19 protein-coding genes are annotated in these 23,617 nt (G+C 54.4%); 10 read left to right on the top strand and 9 right to left on the bottom strand.

Features of this window, described 5'->3' with window-relative positions; genetic code table 11:
• From B3Z49_RS17315 to B3Z49_RS17290, 6 genes are all read left to right on the top strand, one after another.
• Nucleotides 1-735, top strand: a 735-nt coding sequence (locus B3Z49_RS17315; RefSeq protein WP_296993126.1) for a helix-turn-helix domain-containing protein, incomplete at its 5' end; no start/stop codon positions are given.
• Between the two features lie 82 nt (nt 736-817).
• Nucleotides 818-1,666 (top strand): AAA family ATPase, encoded by an 849-nt coding sequence (locus B3Z49_RS17310; protein ID WP_296993124.1) that lies wholly within the window; start codon nt 818-820, stop codon nt 1,664-1,666.
• Nucleotides 1,667-1,671: 5 nt separating this feature from the next.
• Nucleotides 1,672-2,859: a vWA domain-containing protein gene (locus B3Z49_RS17305; RefSeq protein WP_296993121.1), complete on the top strand. Its 1,188-nt coding sequence runs from the start codon at nt 1,672-1,674 to the stop codon at nt 2,857-2,859.
• 125 nt (nt 2,860-2,984) lie between these two features.
• A complete protein-coding gene (gene glpQ / locus B3Z49_RS17300; RefSeq protein WP_296993119.1) occupies nt 2,985-4,055 on the top strand; it encodes a glycerophosphodiester phosphodiesterase in 1,071 nt (356 codons plus the stop codon).
• A gap of 120 nt (nt 4,056-4,175) precedes the next feature.
• A complete protein-coding gene (wrbA, locus tag B3Z49_RS17295) occupies nt 4,176-4,778 on the top strand; it encodes an NAD(P)H:quinone oxidoreductase (RefSeq protein WP_064782315.1) in 603 nt (200 codons plus the stop codon).
• Nucleotides 4,779-4,954: 176 nt separating this feature from the next.
• Complete coding sequence (locus B3Z49_RS17290) at nt 4,955-5,818, top strand: pirin family protein (RefSeq protein WP_296993117.1); 864 nt, start codon at nt 4,955-4,957, stop codon at nt 5,816-5,818.
• A 113-nt stretch (nt 5,819-5,931) separates the two neighbouring features.
• Here B3Z49_RS17290 and B3Z49_RS17285 read toward each other — a convergent pair whose 3' ends face one another.
• The 7 genes from B3Z49_RS17285 to B3Z49_RS17255 form a co-directional block, all read right to left on the bottom strand.
• A complete protein-coding gene (locus tag B3Z49_RS17285) occupies nt 5,932-8,532 on the bottom strand; it encodes a tectonin domain-containing protein (RefSeq protein ID WP_296993115.1) in 2,601 nt (866 codons plus the stop codon).
• 37 nt (nt 8,533-8,569) lie between these two features.
• Nucleotides 8,570-10,498, bottom strand: coding sequence for a hypothetical protein (locus B3Z49_RS17280; RefSeq protein ID WP_296993113.1), 1,929 nt, complete (start codon nt 10,496-10,498; stop codon nt 8,570-8,572).
• A gap of 95 nt (nt 10,499-10,593) precedes the next feature.
• Complete coding sequence (locus B3Z49_RS17275) at nt 10,594-13,080, bottom strand: tectonin domain-containing protein (RefSeq protein WP_296993136.1); 2,487 nt, start codon at nt 13,078-13,080, stop codon at nt 10,594-10,596.
• Nucleotides 13,081-13,557: 477 nt separating this feature from the next.
• Nucleotides 13,558-14,538: an AraC family transcriptional regulator gene (locus B3Z49_RS17270; protein ID WP_296993111.1), complete on the bottom strand. Its 981-nt coding sequence runs from the start codon at nt 14,536-14,538 to the stop codon at nt 13,558-13,560.
• Between the two features lie 269 nt (nt 14,539-14,807).
• Nucleotides 14,808-15,797, bottom strand: a complete 990-nt coding sequence (locus B3Z49_RS17265) for a hypothetical protein (protein ID WP_296993110.1) — start codon at nt 15,795-15,797, stop codon at nt 14,808-14,810.
• Nucleotides 15,798-15,916: 119 nt separating this feature from the next.
• Nucleotides 15,917-16,702 (bottom strand): hypothetical protein, encoded by a 786-nt coding sequence (locus B3Z49_RS17260; RefSeq protein ID WP_296993108.1) that lies wholly within the window; start codon nt 16,700-16,702, stop codon nt 15,917-15,919.
• The gene (locus tag B3Z49_RS17255) at nt 16,699-17,223 is read right to left on the bottom strand and encodes a sigma-70 family RNA polymerase sigma factor (RefSeq protein WP_040823515.1); all 525 of its coding nucleotides are present in this window, start codon (nt 17,221-17,223) and stop codon (nt 16,699-16,701) included. Before B3Z49_RS17255 ends, B3Z49_RS17260 begins: the two co-directional genes overlap by 4 nt.
• A gap of 201 nt (nt 17,224-17,424) precedes the next feature.
• On the opposite strand from B3Z49_RS17255, the gene B3Z49_RS17250 reads away from it, so the two are divergent.
• Nucleotides 17,425-18,378: a hypothetical protein gene (locus tag B3Z49_RS17250; protein ID WP_296993105.1), complete on the top strand. Its 954-nt coding sequence runs from the start codon at nt 17,425-17,427 to the stop codon at nt 18,376-18,378.
• 195 nt (nt 18,379-18,573) lie between these two features.
• Here B3Z49_RS17250 and B3Z49_RS17245 read toward each other — a convergent pair whose 3' ends face one another.
• The gene (locus B3Z49_RS17245) at nt 18,574-19,788 is read right to left on the bottom strand and encodes an NADP-dependent isocitrate dehydrogenase (RefSeq protein ID WP_063087614.1); all 1,215 of its coding nucleotides are present in this window, start codon (nt 19,786-19,788) and stop codon (nt 18,574-18,576) included.
• A gap of 419 nt (nt 19,789-20,207) precedes the next feature.
• Here B3Z49_RS17245 and B3Z49_RS17240 point away from each other — a divergent pair, with 419 nt between their 5' ends.
• Nucleotides 20,208-20,381 carry a hypothetical protein gene (locus B3Z49_RS17240; protein ID WP_296993103.1) on the top strand — a complete coding sequence of 58 codons (174 nt, stop codon included), beginning with the start codon at nt 20,208-20,210 and terminating at the stop codon, nt 20,379-20,381.
• Nucleotides 20,382-20,463: 82 nt separating this feature from the next.
• Here the strand turns inward: B3Z49_RS17240 and B3Z49_RS17235 are convergent, their stop codons facing one another.
• Nucleotides 20,464-21,105 carry a TetR/AcrR family transcriptional regulator gene (locus tag B3Z49_RS17235; protein WP_296993100.1) on the bottom strand — a complete coding sequence of 214 codons (642 nt, stop codon included), beginning with the start codon at nt 21,103-21,105 and terminating at the stop codon, nt 20,464-20,466.
• Between the two features lie 93 nt (nt 21,106-21,198).
• Between B3Z49_RS17235 and B3Z49_RS17230 the strand changes: the two genes are divergently transcribed.
• Entirely contained in the window at nt 21,199-22,302 is a 1,104-nt protein-coding gene (locus B3Z49_RS17230; protein WP_296993099.1) for an HlyD family secretion protein, read from the top strand.
• Nucleotides 22,302-23,617 (top strand): DHA2 family efflux MFS transporter permease subunit (locus tag B3Z49_RS17225; protein ID WP_296993097.1); only part of this gene is annotated, 1,316 nt, incomplete at its 3' end. The genes B3Z49_RS17230 and B3Z49_RS17225, both read left to right, overlap by 1 nt.

Raw genomic sequence — 23,617 nt, 5'->3', positions numbered from 1 at the left:
GACCTTGATTTTGATTGCCCGGATGGCAGCAAACACACCATGTCGCCCGAGATCGGTTTGATGATGCGCGTCGACCAGCCCGGCACGCGCTATTTTCTGCCCGGTGGACAAGTGATCCGCCATGCCGGGGTTACCATTGAACTTGATGCGCTGCGTGCCAAGTTTGGCGATGATCTGCCAGCAGCGCTTGATCCCTATCTGTCTGATGGTCAAAGCGTGATTGAAGTCAGGGCGCTTGGGCTTAACAACAAGATCAGAAGCATCGTCAGTGCGATGTTCTCCGCCCAAGCGACCGGCGTTGGGCGCAAGTTCAAGCTTCAAGGTTTATCAACCCTGTTTCTGGCCGAGATGATTGATGCCTATTGCCTGCTGCATCACGATGGCGAAAAGACGCCGGAACCAAGTGTTCTTGAAAAGACGGTGATCGAAGACACGATGGCCAGAATCACTGGCGATCTGGCGGCCGCGGTCTCGGTTGCGCAGTTGGCAGATGCGGGTGGCATGACCGAAAGCCGCCTTAACAGCCTGTTTAAGCGCGAGACGGGCAAAAGCTGTGCGGACTTTATCCGCTCCAAGCGGATGGAGCGCGCCCGGGAGTTGCTGGCGTCGCGTGATTCCACCGTCAAGCAGGTCGCAGCAGCGGTCGGCTTTAACCATGTCAGCAACTTTTCACGGTCCTATCGCGACTGGTATGGCGAAAGTCCGGCTCAGGCACTCAAGCGCAACAGCGCATAGACTGTGTGGTGTTTGGGCCCTTGCTCAAATCGGTTGGACGCCCTAGGTTAACGCAAACGTCAACTTGTGTTGCAGGGCAGAAATGAAGTTTCAGGGTACGGAAAATTACGTCGCGACCGAAGATCTGATGGTGGCGGTCAATGCTGCGATCACGTTGCAGCGACCACTTCTGGTCAAGGGCGAACCGGGCACGGGCAAGACGGTGCTGGCCGAAGAAATCGCCAAGTCGCTTGGCAAAAAACTGATTACCTGGTCGATCAAATCCACCACGCGCGCCCAGCAGGGCCTTTATGAATATGATGCTGTTTCGCGCCTGCGTGACAGTCAGCTGGGTGATGAGCGTGTCCATGACATCGGCAATTACATCGTCAAGGGCAAGCTGTGGGAGGCGTTCGAGGCAGACGGCGAAGCGCCCGTCCTTCTGATTGATGAAATCGACAAGGCTGATATCGAGTTCCCCAATGACCTGCTTCAGGAACTCGACCGGATGGAGTTCTTCGTTTACGAGACCCAGCAGATGGTCACAGCCACCAAGCGTCCGATCGTGATCATCACCTCAAACAATGAAAAGGAACTGCCAGACGCGTTCCTGCGGCGTTGTTTCTTCCATTACATCCGCTTTCCGGATGCAGACACCATGGCGGAGATCATCGAGGTGCATTACCCCGGAATCCAGAAACGTCTGGTGTCCGAGGCATTGAACCTTTTCTATGACATGCGCGAGGTTTCAGGCTTGAAGAAAAAGCCGTCAACCTCAGAGCTTCTTGATTGGTTGAAGCTTTTGATGGCCGAAGACCTGCCGCCCGAGGCGCTTCGTGCCAAGGATGCCAAAACCGCCGTGCCCCCGATGCATGGGGCGTTGCTTAAGAATGAGCAGGACGTGCATCTGTTTGAGCGGCTTGCCTTCATGGCACGGCGCGAAGGGCGTTAATCCCGATGTTCACCGGCTTTTTCTATAAGCTGAAAGATGCGCGCGTTCCGGTCAGTTTGCGCGAATACCTGACATTGCTTGAGGCGGTGGAAAAGGGACTGGCGGGCTATTCGGTCGAGGATTTCTATTATCTGGCGCGTTCGGCACTGGTGAAGGATGAACGCCACCTTGATAAGTTCGACCGCGTGTTTTCCGAACATTTCAAGGGCGTGATCGACCTGACCGAGGGGATGGACGAAGTCGAGAAGACTGAAATCCCTGAAGAGTGGCTGAAAAAGCTAGCCGAGAAATTCCTGACCGATGAAGAAAAAGCCGAGATCGAAGCCCTTGGCGGTTGGGAAAAGCTGATGGAGACGCTTAAACAGCGTCTGGAAGAACAAAAGGGCCGTCATCAGGGCGGCAACAAATGGATCGGTACGGCCGGGACATCGCCGTTTGGCGCTTATGGCTATAACCCCGAAGGGGTGCGGATCGGGCAGGATAAATCCCGCTATCGCCGCGCGGTCAAGGTTTGGGACAAGCGCGAATTCAAGAACCTTGATGACAGTGTCGAAATCGGCACGCGCAACATCAAGGTCGCCTTGCGTCGTCTGCGCAAATGGGCGCGGACCGGGGCGGCGGATGAGCTTGACCTGCTGGGCACCATCACATCAACCGCCCGCCAAGGCTGGCTTGATGTTCAGATGCGCCCGGAACGCCATAACGCGGTCAAGGTCTTGATGCTGTTTGATGTTGGTGGATCAATGGATGATCACATCAAAGTCTGTGAAGAACTGTTTTCGGCGGTCAAAACCGAGTTCAAGCATCTTGAATATTATTACTTCCACAACTGCCCCTATGAAGGGCTTTGGAAAGATAACGCGCGGCGTTGGAACGAACAGGTATCGACCTGGGATGTGATCAATACCTATGGCGCGGATTACAAACTTGTGATTGTCGGCGATGCCACCATGAGCCCCTATGAAATCACCTATCCTGGCGGGGCGGTGGAATACTGGAATGCCGAGGCCGGGGCCGTTTGGATGCAGCGATTGCTCGATCATTTCGAACATGCCGCCTGGATCAATCCACAACCGGAAAACTGGTGGCGTCACCATCAATCGATCCAGATCATGCACAAGCTGATGGAAGGGCGGATGTTTCCGCTGACCCTTGACGGTCTTGATCGCATGACCGGGGAACTTAACCGCTAGGCCCGCGTTCTTTGCTGTAACAGTTTCATGAAGATTGCACCCAAGACGCGGTGACGCGTTTTTGTGCTGCCAATCCGCGCCTATAGTCCTTGATCACAAAAGGACACTGGATAAGGATACCCGGGATGCTGATACGCAAAATGATCAAGTCGACCTTGCTGGTGATTGGCGGGCTTGCCGCAGCCACATTGATGCCTGTTACAGGTGCGATGAATTCGGCCGATGCGCAGGCACTTGATCAGGAAATGGTGGTGATTGCCCATCGCGGGGCGTCGGGGTATTTGCCCGAACATACCCTGCCGGCCAAAGCATTGGCCTATGGCATGGGGGCGGATTTCATCGAACAGGATGTGGTTCTGTCCAAGGACGGTGTTCCGGTCGTACTCCACGATATCCACATTGATACCACCACCGACGTTGCGGAAAAATTCCCGGATCGCAAACGTGAAGATGGGCGGTATTACGCGATTGATTTCACCCTTGCCGAACTTAAAACACTTAATGTGTCCGAACGGTTCAAGGCCGATACCGGCAAACAGGTTTATGCGGATCGCTTTCCGGCTGAGTTTGCCATCTTCAAGATCCCGACCCTTGAAGAAGAAATTAAACTGATCCGTGGGTTGAACCACTCCACTGGGCGTAATGTCGGCATCTATCCGGAAATCAAGGACCCGGCCTTTCATCGTGCGGAAGGCCAGGACATCGCCAAAACCGTGATCGCGGTGATGGATAAGTGGGGATATAATAACCCGGACTCAAATGCCTTTGTGCAGTGCTTTGACTGGTCTGAAACCAAGCGTATCCGTCAAGAGCTCAACTATCAGGGCAAGCTGGTGCAGCTTATCGGTGAAAACCGCTGGGGCGCGCCAGAGGGAACCGATTACGATTATCTGAAATCTGACGACGGCATCGCCGAGATGGCCAGTGTTGTTGATGGTATCGGGCCGTGGTTGCCGCAAGTTATTGAAGGCCTGAGCGAAAACGGCACTGCGATCATGACACCGACCCTGATTGCCGCCCAGCGTGCGCAATTGAAGGTTCATCCCTATACCCTGCGCGCTGACCAGTTGCCGAAATGGGCGGGGGATATGCAGATCGCGCTCAAGGCGATTTTTGATGATGCCGGAATTGATGGCATTTTCACCGATTTCCCAGATCAGGTCGTGCAGTATCTGGCCCGGAATCCAGATGCTTGATCCTGATGTCTGATCGGGTTCGCGTCCGATAACGAACAGACTGTTTCCAAGCTGGCCGTTATCAGGGGTGCATTCTTAAGTCACTATGCAAGCCGACGAAATTCAACCAAGGAGGATGACGTGGCGAAAGTACTGGTACTTTATTATTCGATGTATGGTCATATCGAAACCATGGCCAACGCCGTTGCCGAAGGCGCACGCGGTGTTTCCGGGACGCATGTTGATGTCAAACGTGTTCCTGAAACCATGCCCGAAGACGTCGCAAAGGGCGCAGGTGCCAAGCTTGATCAGGCTGCCCCGGTTGCCGAGGTCTCCGATCTTCCGGAATATGACGCGATCATCTTTGGTGTGCCGACCCGCTTTGGCAACATGCCAGGCCAGATGCGCACCTTCCTTGACCAGACCGGTGGTCTTTGGGCCGAAGGAAAATTGATCGGCAAGATCGGTTCTGTCTTTACCTCGACTGGCACCCAGCATGGTGGGCATGAAACCACCATCACCTCGACCCATACCACCTTGCTCCATCAGGGGATGGTGATTGTCGGTGTGCCTTACAGCTGTGCTGGCCTGACCAATATGGACGAAATCACCGGTGGTTCGCCTTATGGTGCCGGTACGCTTGCTGGTGCCGATGGTTCACGTACACCCTCCCAGAACGAGCTTGATATCGCCAAATTCCAGGGCAAGCACGTGGCAGAACTTGCCGCCAAACTTGCAGGCTGATTTTCAAGTCGTCTGATCTGATCAAGGCAGTGCAGGGTTCCTGCACTGCCTTTTTTGTTGCGATTTGATAAACAATCAGGTGCCTGATTGGGCCTTGTTTGGCGACAGTTTTGTGCGACCATGCGGGGTATGAAATGGTGTCTGGCAAGAATGCCGACAGGCAGAGGAGTTTTGAAATGTCTGAGTCTGTGAAAAATGCACGCGGTGTTGAACGTGTCTTGCGCGCGATGGATACATCGGATGGGGCGGGCGTGTCGCTGCGACGGTCCATTGGGACGCCACAGCTTGATATGCTTGACCCGTTCCTGATGCTTGATTCACTTTCGACCGACAACCCGGACGAATATATCGCAGGCTTCCCGGAGCATCCCCATCGCGGCTTTGAAACCGTGACCTATATGGTCGAAGGGGCGATGCGCCATCAGGACAGCATGGGCAACGAGGGCATTTTGCGTTCGGGCGGTGGACAGTGGATGACGGCGGGTAGCGGGATTGTGCATTCCGAAACGCCTGAACAGGAAAACGGCCTTTTGCAGGGTTTCCAGCTTTGGATCAATCTGCCGGCAAAGGACAAGATGATTGATCCGCGCTACCAGAATATGGAGCCCGATGAACTGCCGGAAATCACCCCCGTGGATGGGGCGCAGCTGCGCCTTCTGGCCGGATCGATGCATGGCGCAACCGGCCCGATCAACGGTATTTCGACCGATCCGGTCTTTGTTGATGCCAAACTTGATGCCGGTGCGGAAATCACCGTCCCGCTGCCTGAAGGGCACACCGCAGTGGTGTATGTCTTTATCGGCGATGCAATTGTTGGCGGCAAAGATGTCCCGACCCATCATCTGGCGATTTTGAAAGACGGTGATGGTGTGACCCTTAAAGGCGGTGCCGAGGGTGGCCGGATGCTGGTAATTGCCGCACGTCCGATCCATGAAGAGGTCGTGCGCTATGGCCCGTTTGTCATGAGCAGCAAACAGGAACTGATGCAGGCGTTTGACGATTACCAGCGTGGCAATTTTGTCCGCAAGGCTGCGTCCTGACGCCAGAGACCTGATAAAATACGATCTGGACGATCTGGCAAAACGCCCTGAGCCACATGAATGGTCAGGGCGTTTTTCATTTCACTTCGTGATGAATGCGAAGCGAATGAAACCTAGTCCTTGGCACGTTTAACGTCGGTACCGGAACTGGTATTCGTGATCCAGGGACGGCCATCTGACAACACATCGACCATGTTGGCAGTTACGTTGTTAACCTTGTCAAACGAACCGTTTGTCGCATTCCATTTTTTCAAAGCGTATGCACTGTTTTCGAATACGGTGACATAGACGCTGCCATCCGTCCCGGCACCTATGTCTTCGACAGTCACACTTTGACCCAACGGGCGGTTTTCAAACCTTGTCCCGGTGTACTGCTGAACAATGTTATTGTTATCCGCGATCCACAAATCACCTGCACGGCCAATAGCCACCTTACGCACGTCGTCATTGCTGAACTTGGCAAAGGCATTGGTTCCGGGTTTAAGGTGATAAAGCTTACCGCTGATGACGACATAAACCGTGCCGTCGGAACCAATCGATATATTTTGAATGTTGCCCGATGTTAACGAATAGGTCCGCTGGATCGTGCCCGTTGATGACAGCTTATAGATCGAGTTCGAACTGTTTCCGTTTGTCCAGATGCTGCCATCAGTCGCAACATCAAACTTCTCGACATTCTGGTTAAAGGACAGAGAGACTTGTTCGAGCTTCTTGGTCTTGGTGTTGAACTTCTGGAACTGGTTTGCTCCCTGATTTAAGGGCGTGCCATACAGGTAGAAACCATCATCTTGTCCGACGGCAATTTCATCAATCGTATTGAGGTCCGCGGTGAATGTTTCAAAAGTTATGTTTTTTGAAAACGTAAAGGCGCTTGGGGATGCAACATCCACAACAGCCGCGGTATCGCCACTGCCGGTGGTATCCCCGACGGTTGAGGCCGCAACAAGACGATCATTCTGTTCGTCACGCTCGAAGAACTTTGATGCAAGCACAACAGTGTCAGTTGTAACAACCCAGGGATAGCCATTGGGGCCGACCGCGACGCTTTCCGCGGTGTGACCCGGCGTTTGAACGACTTCAAAGGTTTTGCCATCCGCGCCCAAACGCATCAGGAATTGATTGGCGGAAACGACATAAACGCTGCCATCCGGACCGATCGAGATGCTTTTGGCCTTTTGCGATAACACCTCGCACGGTGATTGTTCGCATCGCTGCACCAAATTGTCAGACCGAATTGACCATGGGGTTCCGTCCGGGGCGACTGCAACCAAGATGCCCTGACCGGGAATACGATCAAACCGTGTCATGGCGTCATTAAGCTTGGATAGGCTTCCGCTGGCATCGGCAATTACAACCGATCCATCCCCGCCAATCGCAATGTCTGAGCCGGTTGCACCCGGTATTTGCTTCCACAGTTTTCCGGTATGACGGAATACCCGGCCCAAGGTGGAAATGCCCCAAGGGTCGCCATTTGCATCAACGGCCAAACGCACCAGTGTTCCCGGAAAATCTTCAAAGCTTTTGCGGCTGTTGGACCAGCGGAAAACACTTCCGGCCGCGTTCAAAGCAAACACACTTCCATCCCGACCGATTGCCAAAGCCGTGGCGTTCTCGCGGGTGTTGGTAAAGGTAATGTCGTCGGTCGTTGTTACCGTCGTCGGATCAAGGCCGGGATCGTCCCCGGTTGACGGGGCCACGGTTCGGCTGGTGCCTTGCGCAGTTGCATCTGTACTTGGTGTCACGGGTGACGCGGAGGCGCCAGTTGCTACCGCGACTGGTGCCGTTGATGGTGCTGCTTGTGCCGCGGGTGGTGCAACAGCTGCTGCTGGGGGCAGGGGCGGGGCTGTGACATCCGGGGCAATTGCCGCTGGCGCACTATCAACAGGGGCGATGGCATCGGGCGCGCGAATTTCCGGTGCCCGGCCTTCTTCGGTTTTGATTTTTTCCGGTGCAACCAGCAATGTCGTTGCCATGATGGCGCCACCGGCAACAACCGCCCACGGTCCACCATCGGGTGTGGCAGCGATGGCTGTCGCACCACTTATACCGGCGACAATACGCCAACTGCGTTGTGTTTCATTCCAGGTCCTGATCTGACCTTCGGCATCGACAATTACAACCCTATCGTTACCGGCAATGGCAATGTCGAGGGCACGACCGGGCATGCTGGTCCAGGTCTTTCCATCATAGGACCGAATGCCGCCATCGCGCGCCACCGCCCATGGATTTCCCGTCCTGTCGAGTGCGATGCGATACGCACTGCCGTCGATCGGCCGCCATTCACTGCGCAACGGATACCATTTTTTGATTTCGCCACTGACTTTGGCAATAAAGACATTGCCAAGCGTATCGGCCGCAACATCGGCAACGTCGGTGTCCTTGTTTTCCCACCACAACCCGTTATAGCGATAAACCACGCCGTCGGCGCTGATTGCCCAGGGGCGGTTTCCCTCGGCTGCGGAAATGCGCACAAAATTGCCCGACATTTTGCGCCAACGCTGTTCTATCGCATCCCAGCGCCACGGCGTGCCATTCGGGGCAACGGCGTAGGCCTGCCCGTCACTGTTGATCGAGATGTCAACAGCCGTGCCGGGCAAACGGGTCCAGTTTGATGATGGGGCGCTGTCTTGCGCATGTGCGCCGGTGATCGGATGAACTGTCGTAAAGGCAATACAGTACAAAACCAGACAGAACCGCATGATGAGCGGTGTCATTGGACGACTTCGCATCGCAGTCTCCGAATACAAAAAGCTATAGACCAAGCAACCGGTCACGCACCATCGCGATATGTTGCTGGCCATTTTCGTCGTTCTGCCAAGACTGAATTTTCACATCTCCATTCCTGAACTCTTCGAAGAATTCGCGCCCCTGAAGCTTTTCAATGACTTCGCTGAAGGTTGCGCGCGGCGTAAACCAATCCTTGTGACGGTTTTCCAGACGTTCGATGTCCCGTTCAAGATCCGACATTTCTTCGATCATGGTGTCACGGTCTTCCTGAGCCCGGCGGGCATAAAGCGGACGGCGTGGCGTCATCAGGATCAATACAGATCGTTCGAACTGGCGTTCAATGCGCTGTGAGAACAACAAATTGACAATCGGTATATCCATCAAGCCCGGTACGCCATCGGCTGATTTGGATGTTTCGCGTTCACTGAGGCCACCCAAAACAAGCGTCTCGCCAAACTTCATGGTGACGGTCGAATTGACATTGGTTTTGGTGGTATCGAGGCGGAATTCAAACACAACCGAATTGGACGGGTCGGTCAGGAAGGTACGTTCCGCAACCACGTGCAAGCGGATCATGTCATCGGGCAGTATTTCCGGCGTGACAGCCAGTTTGACGCCAACCTCTTTTTGCACCGAAACACTGTCGCCATTGCCGCCGGAAACGGCAGCAGCCAAAATTTCAGTCCCCGAGAAGAATTCCGAAGTTTGTCCGGTCTGGGCCACCAAGCTTGGCTTGGCCAGGACCTGATTGTCGGCATCGGCGGAGTTGGCAATATTGAGCGAATACGTCACCGCAGGAATACTGATGGCCCGGGTAATTGTTTGCGTACTTTGTTCCAGCCCGGTGTTCAGATAATCCTTGGTCCGTGTGGACTCATAGCCAAATCCGGATGTTCCGCTGAGCGGGTCGCCAAACTGCAACTGCAACCCGTTCAACAGGTTGATGCCGCGCGAATTACGGACATCTTCCTGTGTGCCGATCAGGACCACATCCACGACCACCATGCCGGTATCTGCAAAGCCCTGTTGTGCAGGGTTTGCCGCACCATAAGGATCCTGCTGCTGAGCGGCATAGGGATCCGGGGCTGCTGCTGCGCCGTAAGGATTGCTGGAACCGTAAGGATCCTGGGCGCCGTATGGATTTGCCGAGCCATAAGGATCGGTGCTGCCATAGGGATCATTTCCATACTGCGCCAGCATGACCTTGGCATCACTGTCATAAAACGACTGCCACCCTTGAACGCGACGTTCGAGATATTCGATGTTTTCCGGTCCCAGAACTGCCTTGCGATAGGCTGCCAAAAATGCCGACGCGCCTGTGCGGTCGTCCATTGCTGCCAAAGACAATGCCGCAGCTTTGAGCACTTCGGGCTGTTGTTTGGCCTCGGGTGCCACATCCATCAAACGTTTTAACGCGGCTTCCGCCGTTAGGGGATCGCGCGCGTAGTATGACGCCGAAGCCAGACTATACAGTACCGCCGGGTCATCACCGCGATGAAGGGCGACCGCGGCAAAATAGGCCTGCGCAAGGCCATAGCGCCGTTGGTCCATATACAAAAGGCCCAACTGGTAACTGGCCGACAGGTTACCCGGATCGAATTTAAGCGCCTGTCTGTAGCCTTGCTCTGCCAGATCAAATTTGCTGGCGTCGCCCTGCACCCCCATCAGGTGGTAGGTCAAACCATTGAGAAACTGCAAATCCGGATTGGTAACATCAAGCTTCAAGGCCAGATTGATCAAGCGGGATGCTTCATCCATTTCTTGGGCTTCGAGGGCCAGATTACTTGCGTTCACCAGTTCCGAAACAGCATCCGCCTCGACCCCGGAATTAACAACAAACTGATTGTCCGTTTTGGTTGGTGTGTTGTTCAAAGACAGTGTTTGGCACCCGGCCATAGTCACCAAGGCACAAACCGCAACCGTGCTGCGAAGAGACGTCATAAACAACCGCATCAAATACCTATTCCTGATGTTCCTTGTGCACGCTAGGTGCATAAATTCGGCGTGCGGGCGGGTTGGGGCCCCGATGAGCCCCAACCCGTGACCGGCTACTGCATTTGATAGATTTTATTGTTTTTGGTCAGCCGCCATACCTGACCATCGCCAGCACCAATCGCACTAGAGTCCGCTTCGTCTACAATCGGATCCCAGTCTTGCTTGGCGGCATTAAACAGGTAGGTTCTGCCGTCCGTGCCAATGATCAACGCCGCACCCGGGATATCGACCGCGATATCAACAGCCGCGCCCGGAAGCTTTTGCCACTTCTTGTTGTTGTCATGAACAAAGATATCGCCATTTTTGTTTACGACCCACGGTCGACCATTCTGATCAATGTCGATACGTTTTGCCGTTCCCGGAAGTTTTTGCCAGCGGTTCCCATTCCGGACATGGATGGTGTTGTCAACGGCGGTAATCCAAACCCCGTTGGCACTGGCGCCAATATCTTGTGCCGCCGGGCCGGGGATTTGCCGCCATTTTGTTCCTGATTGGGCAAATATCAGGCCCGCATCGTTGACGACCCATGCGTCTTTATCTGAAACAGCGATACGGACTGCCGCACCGGCCATTTTGGTCCATCTTTTTGCTGTCTTGGCGCGCTTGAAGATTTCATAGCCGCCACCGGATTTGCTTACACCGATGACATAGGTGGTTCCATCCGTGCCGATCGCAACATCGGTGGCGTCTCCCGGGATCAAGTCCCAATTCGTTGCACGACCAGCAGCGCCGGTTGTACCGGTCGATTCAATCTGGCTTAACGTGATCGTGTCATTTCTAGTGTTATTTTGGCCGCCATCAATGACCGTATCGATTTCGAAGTTCCCGACAACAACATTGCCGTTGTCCAACGTCACGCTGTGATCGTCGGCACCCGTTGCCTTCTCAGCCGGCATCAATTGTGCCCAGGTCCGTGTATTCGGCTTGATGGGCTCCTGGGTCATCAGCGCCCAGTTGCCTGCGACTTCGTTTCGGCCGTCATCCGTTTTGAGCAGACGGGCGATATTGACCGGACGCTGTGCGACTGCGACTGCGTCTTTGACGATTGCTTCTTGTTTGTTCTGCTCCAGCGCAATTTCGGTTGCGAAAGACGCAATGACAGAAGCGGCAGTCAAAACCACCAGTGGCGCGACTGCAGCGCCAGCGAACCCAGCGCTACTCACAACGACGCCTTGCGAAATCTCCTTGAAACGATAAGGCAGGATTTGCAGAGCAATTCGGGACGCAGCCTGGGCAAATGCTGGGGACACTGCCTCAGCTGTAAAGCCAGCAAGATAGATCAAACCGATACCCGCAGCGGGCCCCAGGTGCATTACTTCCTTGGCTGCCAAGGTAGTGTCTGGCGGTTTTACACCGGTATCATATGCCGAAGCCAAATTGGTTCCGCGCGATTTTCGCCAGGCCTCTCTGCCGCGCTGCCAGCTCTCCCAGACATTACTCATCTCTGACGCCGTTAGCTTGCGGGAGTCTTGAACATAGGTTGCCAGATAGTTGACAATGTCTTGTTCGGGCTTGGTTTTGGCGCCGCGTTTGATGACGTCATACAGGTAATTGTAAACCGCGCCTTTGAGCTCCAGTGAAGCTTCTGGCTCGTTCTTAATCTGTTTCCAAACGCCGACGCGATACTCCTCGGCGTCGTTGTTGTTCATCTTGGAGTCTGTGATGAACTTTTCGATCGTGGCTTCAATTCGAGTGCGTTCGGTGATGACTTGGGCGACAATTTCGTGCGCACCGGGCAAGCCAAACAGTCCGTTTGGCGTCCGTTTGGCCGACTCCCAACGCATATTTGTGTATTCGCAGGCTTTATTCGTTTTGACGCTGTGAACAGATCTTACAGACCCATCCGGACATGACCAGCAAGTGCCGCCATCGACAAAGTCGAAATGTTCACCAGCTTTACAGGTCAGCGCGGTTATTTTTTCTGCAGCCACCAGGCTTTCATTACGGAAACAGGCATTGTGCGCGCTGACCGCAGCCGCCGTACGGCGATATCCGTCAGGGCAGGTATAACAACTGCCATTCAGATCCGGGAACGAACCTTCTGGGCAAACCCGATCAATGAATTCGGCCCGACGTGCTGTTTCAAAGATTTTACCGCAAGCATCCCATTCATTCACGGCCGACAAGGTACGGTCAAATCCGGCTGGGCATGACCAACATTCACCGCCATTGCGAAGATCTTTGAACGAGCCAGACGGGCAGGATTTGTGTGCGCCGACCCGGGTTGCGCGTTTATATTCTGCTGAAACCTGCTTTGAACATGCCTTTTGCGTGTCCACCGCAAAACCGGTTCGGTTGTAACCGCTTGGACATGAGAAACAGGACCAGGTGCCGATGTCAAAGAAGGATCCCCGTGGGCATTCTCCGACGGCCTTGCCGGTTTTGGTTGCAGATGTGAAGCCGCATGCACCCAAGAGTTCATTTGTGCGCAAATCCATTGCACCACAAAGAGCGCGCCCTGTTCCTGTAAAGGCAGCTTGCGTCTGCTGCGCCTTTACCTCTGAAGTGCTTGCCAGAATACTGACGAACCCTACAATCACGACGATCAACGCCCGCCAGAGTATGCAGCCAGACTTAATACGGCTTCCCATCGATCTTTCCTCAACCAAACAACGCTTGTTATGTAAATTTTCCGCCCACCTGCCATTCAGCAGGCAGGTTCACTGCGCACATCCCACGAGGTGTGCCGCGTGGACTGCGTTGGGGATGAGAAGAAGTATAAAAATCGTAACCGCTTACCTTGCAGCCGATCAATCAGCGACACACCAAGTCTCTTTGGAGCAAGGCCAACGCTTTGATTGTCGTTGGGTGGACAGTCCTGACCAATTTCAGGACTGTCCTGTTATCAGAGTGTTCCCCCACTCTCCGTCATGTCTGAAATTTAATGCATGACGGCCCATTCCCCGCACGGAGAATTGAGCAGCGACGCCGATAAGGAAACATGTAATTGGATGGTGTGGTACGTTTGCTGCGCTTACTGGATACTGAGGGCGCTTTTCGGATATCGGAGGTGAATTTCAGCCGTGTTTGCGGATTGTCTCAGACGGAAGTTCGCCGAATTCCCGATGATAATCCTGTGCAAACCGGCCCATATGGGTGAAGCCCCATTGCCTTGCGATTTCAGAGACGGTTTTTCCGTATGGTTCCGCCATCAAAATGGCCCGGACGCGTTTCAAACGCACAACACGTAAATAAGCCATCGGCGTGATGCCAAAGGCGTCCATGAAACCTTTTTGCAGTCCGCGATAGCCGCATCCGGCCGCAGCCGAAATATCGGCAAGTCCCAGTTTCTTGTCCGCATGGGCGTGAATGTAATCACGTGCACGTTTAATGTAATAGGGCACAACTTCGGTGACGGTGCGGCCATTCACAATGTCCTGATAACTGTTGGGCAACAGGCTCAGACATTGTGCGACAAGAATGTCTTTCATCTGGGTCGTGACGATCGGGTTATGCAATTCACGCAAAGGTCCGTCGAGCGCCTCGGCGACATAGTGGACTGTATTGCAGAAAACGTTCCAGCCCGGTGTGGTGGGATCAATCACAGGGTCGAACCGCAATCCATTTAATTCAACATCTTCGCCAACCACCGAACGGGTATAGTTTTTGAGTTTTTCTTTCGATAAACGAAGGACAAAGGCGCTAAAGTTATCTTCTGTGGCGCTGACGGGTGCGGCCAAATCGCGCATGAACCCAGCATTGGGGAAGAATTCCAGTTCTTGCCCGCAATGCTGCGCAACACCCGCACCAGACGTGACAATATATAACAGCAGGCCATCATCATCTTCTTCGGAGGATTCGACCGTCAGTCTTGAATTTCCGAATGCGACATGCATCAGACTGATGTCATCACACTCCACGGCGGCGACGCGGGCGTTAAACTCTGCGTTGTGCCCTTTGACATCCAGATCGTGTCGTGACGCAAGGTTTTTGATCGACTCCCGGACCTCATCAAGGTCGCCCGAAGATAGTATCGTGTGATTTTGAAGATAGGTCATTGCCGTCCCCCCGACGTGCATACCCGGAAAATTGTCCATTCGGCGGATCATGGAGCCCTATGGGCGTCTGTTTCCGGCAAATGAAGACAAACAGATGATACGCGCTCGTCGTAGGATAATCTATTGCTGATTGAGATATCTGGCGGGCAGTGGGTCTTGGCGATCGTTCGGGAAAAAAATCAGTAAGTAAAAAAAAATCCCCCACCAAAATATGGGCGGGGGAACTCCGATGTCGCGGTTTTGACTGTCATCCAGCCGACCGGTTCAGGTCATTGCGTGGTCAGATCCGGCACATCATCTTCAAGTACCCAGCCATCATCCGTGCGACAGGCCGATTTGATTTGGCTGCTGGTACGCTTGCGTGCGGTGAGTTCCTGACGATAGGTCCTGCACCAGACGCCTTTGTCCGTCTGAACGGTTTTGAGCGGGGTCACCGCGATGTCGAGCGCACCGATGGATGCTGTTTTCGCATCGCCGGAATTATTGGTTTCAAGCGATTGCTGAACAGTTCTTGCCAAAAGGTCCTGTGCGGATTTCGCAATTTTTGCCGGGGCAGGGCCATATGTCACCAGTTCTTCACTGTGGTCTTCGCCGGAATTCCATGAACGGTCACGTTTGACATAAAAGCCGATTTCCGGCGCGTACCACCATTTGGTTGTCTGCATCCACCACTGTTTGTAATAGCGGGAACACTCGATAACGTAGGTGTCAAACGTGCCTGCGGGCACCTCGACCGTTTCCGTTTTCGGTACCTTGCAGATCAGCCATTGGTCATATTCATTCACGTCCCCAGTGACGGGATCTGTATTGGATGACCGGGTCGAAATACGAACGTGGTCGCCATATTCCAACGGCCAGATGTTTTCCGAGCCAGCCTTGACCATGCCAGAACCTGAACGTTTCTGATCCTCTTCATCGGTGTAGGACCAGTCAAGGATCGGGCCAGTGAAATCGCGGGTCATTTCGAAAAGATAGTCACCGCCACCATTCCAGACGATCCGATCCCCCTTGATGTCGGCGACATAAATGGCGCGTCCGCCATCATAGACAAAGGCATCGCCGATGCCGAATTCAGGCAATGATGCGGGTGGAAGGGCCGGGCCGGTATTATCGGTCTTTTCGGCATATTCGCCCAGACCGTCATTGAGACTGTTTAATGAATCTTCGAAACTTTCAAGCGTTTGGCACGCTCCGAGCAATGAAAGGCTTAAAACGCAAGAAAGCGCCAAAAACGGGCGCTGGTAGTTAGGCAAATTCATTGTTCTGATCCTGCTTATTCATTTTGTCAGGTCGTTAACGTCCTGGTTCTTATCGCTTGGTTGTTGCGGTTAAAAAAACATCGACAGCGATGAGGAGCCCCTCATCGCTGTCGATTTACTCAAAGCTTTTGTTTGGGCAGTGTGTCATCAGAGCTGCCAAGGTCCGGCAGATCGACGCCCGGGATCAGCCGGTAAACTGTTTCCCACTGGCCATCCTCTGTGCGGCAAGCCCGACCAAAGAACCCGTCCGTACCACTTTCAAGGCGGTCTGTCGGGAACGTGACATGATATTCCCGGCAGAAACGCGTCCCCTGACGGAAGGTTCTGAGCGGTTCAATCTTGATGGTGCCGTCACTGTTTTCGGCAAGCCCCAGCGAGACCTGGCGAATATCGCCGCTCAGCGTTTCTTCCAGCGTCATGCTGATTTGTTCATCAAGCAAAGGATTGTTGACGGGCGAATACGAAAACATTTGTGCATCGTTTGATGCCAGGGTGCCAACAGCCGCATCACGGACGTTTTCGTTAAACCAGTTGCCGCCAACAAACGCCAGCAGAACAGCCGCCGCCGCACCAATTCCAGTCCAGATCGGCGTATTGTTATTTGCAACGGTGCGCGGGCGTGCATCGACGTCGCTTTTGGTAACGAAGTGTTTTGTCGGTATCTTTTTCTGATCAAGGATATCTTCGATGTCCTGGGACAGCTGCGGATAAACCCGATCGGCCAGAAGGCGTTCAGACTGATTGCGCAAAACGACCGATTGTCCCGCCATGATGTTGAACTGACGGGTCATGGCCGGGCATTTGGCAATTCTGTCTTCCAGCTCGCGACATTCCGTCGGGGCCAGTTCGCCATCAATATAGGCAGACAGCAAAACGTAGTCGCGATCTTCAAGTTGTTTGCTCATGACGAACCTCTGTAAATGCTGTCTTTGTTTATTGTCTCGCCGTCGTCATCATGCAGAGCAGCAAGTGTTCTTCTGGCTCTGGCGACGCGGCTCATGACCGTGCCATCAGGAATGCCCAAAATGTCGCCGGCTTCGCGATAGCTGTATCCTTCGATCAGGACCAGTGTCAGGGCGGCACGCTGTTCCTCGGCAAGGGACGCAAGTGCTGCCTGCAAAAACATCCTGTCGGTGCCACCGTGATTTATGCCCGGAACGGCACTGTCACGTGCATCTTCAAACGACACCACATTTCCTTGGCGCTGATCGCGGCGTTTTTCGTCAATCCAGCTTGTCTGGATGATCCGGTACAGCCAGCTATCAAGCCGTGTGCCTTGCTCGAACTGTTCGATCCGTTCAACCGCCTTTGCATATGCCGTTTGCACCAGATCCTCTGCCGCGACAGCATCGCGCGTCAGCGATCGCGCAAACCGCAATGCGCGCGGCAGAAGATCTGCAAGCTCTTGTCTTAAAGCAGTGTCCAAACCAGACGTCCCATTCATGATCGCAGGCGCAATTTTTCAGTCTTGTTGAACATATAACGACGGGGCCTTCGTGTTTCTTCCCTCGGCCCCGAAAAAAAACATTGTGAAAAATAATTTCGACAGTCGGGAAGAAAATTCGAACTCCGTGCGTTGTCCTGTCAAATGAACGCGAAATTCACTGCTAAGGAAGTGGAGCTGACAATGTTGACCATTAAGAAGAAAAGTCTGCGCAGCAGGATTACGACAGCGGGCATTCTCGGGTTTGGCGCCTTTGCGTTGGTGGTAACACCCCTATCGCTTGACCTTTCCCAGTTTGACGTCGCAGGCAAAAGTGCCTTTGCGCAAGGTCAAGGTAATGGCGGCGGAAACGGCGGCGGTAATGGCAACGGCGGCGGTAATGGCGGCGGCAACGGTGGTGGTAACGGCGGCGGCAACGGTGGCGGCAATGGCGGCCCCGGTGGCGGTGGCAGTAACGGAAATGATGGCCCTGGCGGCGGTAACGGTGGCGGCAATGGCGGCGGAAATGGCCGCAGCGGCCCGGACGGCCCGGGGAACAGTGGTAACGCCGGTGGTGGCAATGGCGGCGGCAAAGGTAATGGTGCCGAAGCACAAGGCAAAGGTGCAGCCGCGCGTTCCAACGCCAAGGGTCTGGGTATGCAGGCCGGGGGCGTTGGCCGTGGTGCATCCTCTGCAAGAGAAGGTGTAACTGGTGAAAAAGGCATGCCGCCGGGTATTGCAAATGCACCGGGGCTTGCTGGTGCTTTGCCGCCGGGGATCCAGCGGGTGTTTGGCGCGCCGACCGGTCCGGATGTCGATCCGGATGTCGAACGCGACATTATTACCAAGGGCTGGAAAGAGCTGACCGGGCCTGGCGCAGGTGATGACAGTGATACGCCAGATGATGGCGAGCCGGATACCGGTGATACTGGCGGTGACACCGGGGATACAGGTGATACAGGCGACACAGGTGATACCGGAGACACCGGTGACACTGGAGATACGGGCGACACCACAGGTGAAACGGGTGATGCCGGAGATACGGGCGACACCACGGGTGAAACAGGTGACGCCGGAGATACAGGTGACACGGGTGGTGACACCGGTGACGGAGCAGATAGCGGTGACACCGCCGATACTGGTGACACTGCTGCTTAAGACATCCCAGTTCAAAGCAGCTGATCCTGCTTTGACCGCCGCGGCCTGAGCCTGGGCCGTAGCAACTTGCAGCCCCGCCTGGCCCCCCGCCGGCGGGGTTCTTTTTGTTCGAATTTCAGTATTGATAAAAGAAAACCCCTGTCGATTTCCCGACAGGGGTTTTCTGATTGGCAAACTGCCGCTTGATCAGATGGATCAGGCCATTGCAGCTTTCAGACCTTCGTCCAGTTTGTCGAGGAACTGGTTGGTGGTCAGCCATTTCTGGTTCGGGCCGATCAGCAGTGCCAGATCCTTGGTCATGAAGCCGGCTTCGACGGTATCGACGCAGACTTTCTCAAGGGTTTCAGCAAACTTGACGACTTCCGGGGTATCGTCGAATTCACCACGGTACTTAAGACCCTGGGACCAGGCAAAGATCGACGCAATCGGGTTGGTCGAGGTTTCTTTGCCCTGCTGGTGCTGACGATAGTGGCGGGTCACGGTGCCGTGTGCTGCTTCTGCTTCGACGGTCTGTCCATCCGGGGTCATCAGAACCGAGGTCATCAGACCGAGCGAGCCAAAGCCCTGTGCAACGGTGTCGGACTGAACGTCGCCGTCATAGTTCTTACAAGCCCAAACGAAACCACCGTTCCATTTCATCGCACATGCAACCATGTCGTCGATCAGGCGGTGTTCGTAGGTGATGCCAGCTGCTTCGAACTTGTCTTTGAATTCTTCCTGGAAGACTTCTTCGAACAGGTCCTTGAAGCGGCCGTCATAGGCTTTCATGATGGTGTTCTTGGTCGACAGGTAAACCGGCCAACCGAGCGACAGGCCATAGTTCATGCAAGCACGTGCGAAGCCCTTGATGCTGTCATCAAGGTTGTACATCGACATCGCAACGCCCGAAGACGGGAAGTCGAAGACTTCGTGTTCGATGGGCTCGCCGCCGTCTGCCGGCTGGAACTTGATGGTCAGTTTACCTGCGCCCGGAACCTTGAAGTCGGTCGCACGGTACTGGTCACCAAATGCATGACGGCCGATAACGATCGGCTGGGTCCAACCCGGAACCAGACGCGGAACGTTCGAGCAGATGATCGGCTGACGGAACACGGTACCGCCAATGATGTTACGGATGGTGCCGTTCGGCGACTTCCACATCTTTTTCAGGCCGAATTCTTCAACGCGCTGCTCATCGGGGGTGATGGTCGCGCATTTAACACCAACGCGGTGTTCCTTGATGGCATTTGCTGCATCAATGGTGATCTGGTCGTCGGTCTCGTCACGTTTCTGAACCGAAAGATCGTAGTATTTCAGGTCAATGTCGAGATACGGCAGGATCAGTTTGTTTTTGATGAAGTCCCAGATGATGCGGGTCATCTCATCGCCGTCAAGCTCGACGACTGGATTCTTAACTTTAATCTTGCTCATAGAATACTCCCTTGCTGGCCGCGGCCGACATGCAGCGCGGCTGCCATTCAAGATGGTTAAATCTCTGTCTTCCGGCGCGCGAGGGAGCGCCCTGGCCGCGTCGGGAGCCCGCAACATACAGGAAGCCACCAGAAAATCAAAGAGGGCTGGAATACAACAATGTGATGAGGGCCGTAAAACCCGGAAATCCGGGCATTTCGATCAGGTGAATTGGCGATTTTTGTTGCCAAAAAGATCAATAATCCTGATCGTTTAGGCGAATTTGACGAGAAGTTCGAAAAAACTGTCTATCGGCCTCGCAGAGTTGATTTTTCTGATCCGGATCAATGACCGATTGATCCGTTGGCCGATATTGTGACCGTATTGCCGGTGGATGGGGGAGACTCCGATTTCCGGGGCACCATCAAAGGGGAACTGTCATGAACTTGGCAAGTGAAAACATCATTGTCCTGATCATCTGCATTGTCGGCTTTTGCCTGCTTGGTTTCGGCTTTACCAATCGTGATCGCAACTGGGGTGTTGCGATGATGTGGGTCGGTGTGCTGACAATGCTGGGACCGATTGCCTGGCGGCTGTTGACGCTGTTTGCGTAACAGGCTTTGTCTGGTTGTGCCAAACGGGGCAGGGGATGTTATGCGCCAGTCGCAGCATGGATTGCGGGCTTGAACGGCTAAATCAGGAAGTCATTTTTTCCGGATCTAGCCCGTGGCCACGCAGAAACATATCGACCGCCGCAATCACATGGCTGCGCAGATCTTTTTCCTGCGGTTCCCAATCGATATAGGACATTTGCCGGATATCGTAGTCCGCCTTGATCAGGCTGGAAAAGAACACGGCAGCTTGCCAGGGATTGCCTTTGGGGAAGTTGCCCTCTGCCATCTGACGTTCGAAATAAGACGCAATGTATCGACGCCCCGTCATCAGTCCGCTTTCATAAAAGACCTTGCCCAGTTTCGGGAAGCGGGGCACCTCGGCCAGAAACAGGCGCATATACCGGATGGTGTCGGGCATGGTCAGAAGCGTCATCAGCGTTTCGCCGTAATGGATCAGGGCCGCACGGAGCGGCAAGTCCGACATTTCAAGGTCGCTCATGACGGATGTGATTCGCCCCGTGCAATCGCGAATGACGGCTTCGAACACGCCATCCTTATTTCCAAACAGCTCATAGATCGTTCGGCGTGATCCCCCGGCCTCGGCCGTGATCATTTCAAGCGTCGTGCCGGCAAGCCCATGTTCGCAAAACAATTCCCGCGCCGTTGCGATGATGGCTTCGCGGCGTTTTACGGTTCTGGGATCAATTTTCTTGGTGTCTTGCACAGGGGATTCCGATTCCGGACTTGACGTTTGGTACTGAGTAGTACCATAAATAGACAAATGGTACTGATCAATACCAAAAGGAAAAATCAGGCAATGAGTGTGAAAAAGGTCATTCTGCCCCTGATCGCAGCGGCGATTATCGGTGGCGGTGGATATTACGGGTTCTATTGGGTGACCGAAGGTCAGTACCATGAAAGTACCGACAATGCGTATCTTCAGGCCGATGAAGTCGCTGTATCGCCCAAGGTGTCAGGGTATGTTGGCGATTTGCGGGTGGCCGAAAACCAGCCGGTGCGCAAGGGCGACTTGCTTCTGACCATCAAGGATGAAGATTTCCGCCTTGAACTGGCCAAGGCCGAAGCGGCTCTTGAGGCACGCCGGTCGGCCGTCGGCACCATGGAAGAACAGATTACCCTTCAGGAAGCCGCAATCAATCAGGCCGCGGCCAATGTTGATATCGCGCGGGTCGAACTGGAACGCACCAGCGATGATTTCAAGCGTTATGACGATCTGGTCAAAAAGGGCGCGGCCAGCCGCCAGAAATTTGATTACGCCAAGGCCGATCGCCAGACAGCGCAGGCTGAGGTGGCGTCGGCCAACGCAACATTGGCGGTGGAAAAAGGCCGTCTTGGTGTTTTGCGCGCCCAGAAGATCGAGGCGGAGCGGGCTGTGAAACAGGCCGAAGCCGCACGTGATCTGGCGCAACAGGCACTTGATGACACCAGGATTTTTGCGCCGTTTGATGGCGTGGTTGGCAATCGGTCGGTTCAGACCGGCGCATTGGTCCAGCCGGGTGAGCAACTTCTCGTGCTGGTGCCTTTGCCCGGTACCTATATCGTGGCCAATTTCAAGGAAACCCAGATCAGCCACATGGCGCCGGGGCAGAAGGTTTCGGTCGAGGTGGATGCCTTTCCGGATGCCGAGATTGTTGGCCATATTGCAAGTTTTGCCCCGGCAACCGGTGCGCAATTCAGTCTGCTGCCGCCGGAAAATGCCACCGGCAACTTCACCAAAATCACCCAGCGTGTTCCGGTTCGCATCGAACTGGATGACAGCAAATGGGCCAAGGCATTGCGACCGGGGCTTTCGGTGGTGGTCAATGTGGATACCCGCAATGCCAGTGGCGAAGAAGAACTCGCCGGTGTTGGTCTTGCGCAAGGGATCGTCCCGACGGCGGAACTTTCGGAGCTTAACTGATGGCAGCCGTCAGCCCGACAACAGCGCCGCAATCCGAAACGCGCCCGATGGAAACCGCCCAGTTTGTCGGCTGGGTGGCGATGGTTGTCGGCATGTTTCTGGCGATCCTTGATATTCAGATTGTTGCCAGTTCGCTTGAAAACATTCAGGCGGGATTGTCGGCAAGCCCGGACGAGATCGGCTGGGTTCAGACCAGTTATCTGATTGCCGAGGTGGTGATGATCCCGCTGTCGGGGTTCCTGTCGCGCCTGATGTCAACGCGCTGGCTGTTCGTGATTTCTGCAATTGGCTTTACCGTGATGTCGGTGGCGTCCGCCTTTGCCTGGTCGATAGAAAGCATGATCTGGTTTCGCGCCATGCAGGGCTTTTTGGGCGGGGCGATGATCCCGACCGTGTTTGCCACGACCTATATCATTTTCCCGCCTGACAAACGCAATGCTGCCTCGGTGATGACCGGGTTGATTGCGACCATGGCACCAACCATCGGCCCAACCCTTGGCGGGTTTTTGACCCAGTCACTGTCCTGGCACTGGTTGTTTTTGATCAACGTTATTCCCGGACTGATGATTGCCGCCGTTGTCGCCATGACGCTGCGCGTGGATCGCGGGGATATCGGCCTGCTTAAGGGATTTGATCTGCGCGGGCTTTTGTCGATGGCGGTGTTTTTGGGCAGCCTTGAATATGTCCTTGACGAAGGGCCCAAGGATGACTGGTTTGACGAAACCGCGATCATTTATGGCACCATCACATGCGCCCTTGCCGGGATCTATTTCTTCTGGCGGATGTTTACCTATGAAAAGCCGATTGTGGATCTGAAATCCTTTGCCGATCGCAATTTCACCATGGGCTGCGTGTTCAGCTTTACGCTGGGTGTCGGGCTTTATGGCAGTGTTTATCTGATGCCGCTGATGCTGGGACGCGTTCGAGGCTATGACAGTCTCGAAATCGGGATTGTTATGGCCGTGACCGGTATTACCCAGTTCCTGTCCGCCCCGATTGCCGGAAAAATGACGGCGAAATATCCGCCGCGCGTGGTGCTGGGCATCGGGCTTGCCTTGTTTGCCACCGGCCTTGCCATGCATGGCTTTAACACCAGCGAGGTTTCGTTTAACGAGCTGATTTGGCCGCAGGTTGTGCGTGGTGCAGCACTAATGTTTTGCATGTTGCCGGTGACCAATCTGGCACTGGGCACCTTGCCACCCGAAAAGATCAAGAATGCCAGCGGGCTTTATAACCTGATGCGTAATCTGGGCGGGGCGATTGGCATGGCGGCGATCAATACGCTGCTTGATAAGCGGATCGATTATCATTTCTC

Origin of the sequence: Thalassospira sp. UBA1131 (genome assembly GCF_002311515.1) — a bacterium.
Taxonomy (GTDB): Bacteria; Pseudomonadota; Alphaproteobacteria; order Rhodospirillales; family Thalassospiraceae; genus Thalassospira.
Note: the sequence above shows the minus strand (reverse complement) of the source record. Positions and strands in the feature narration are given on the sequence as shown.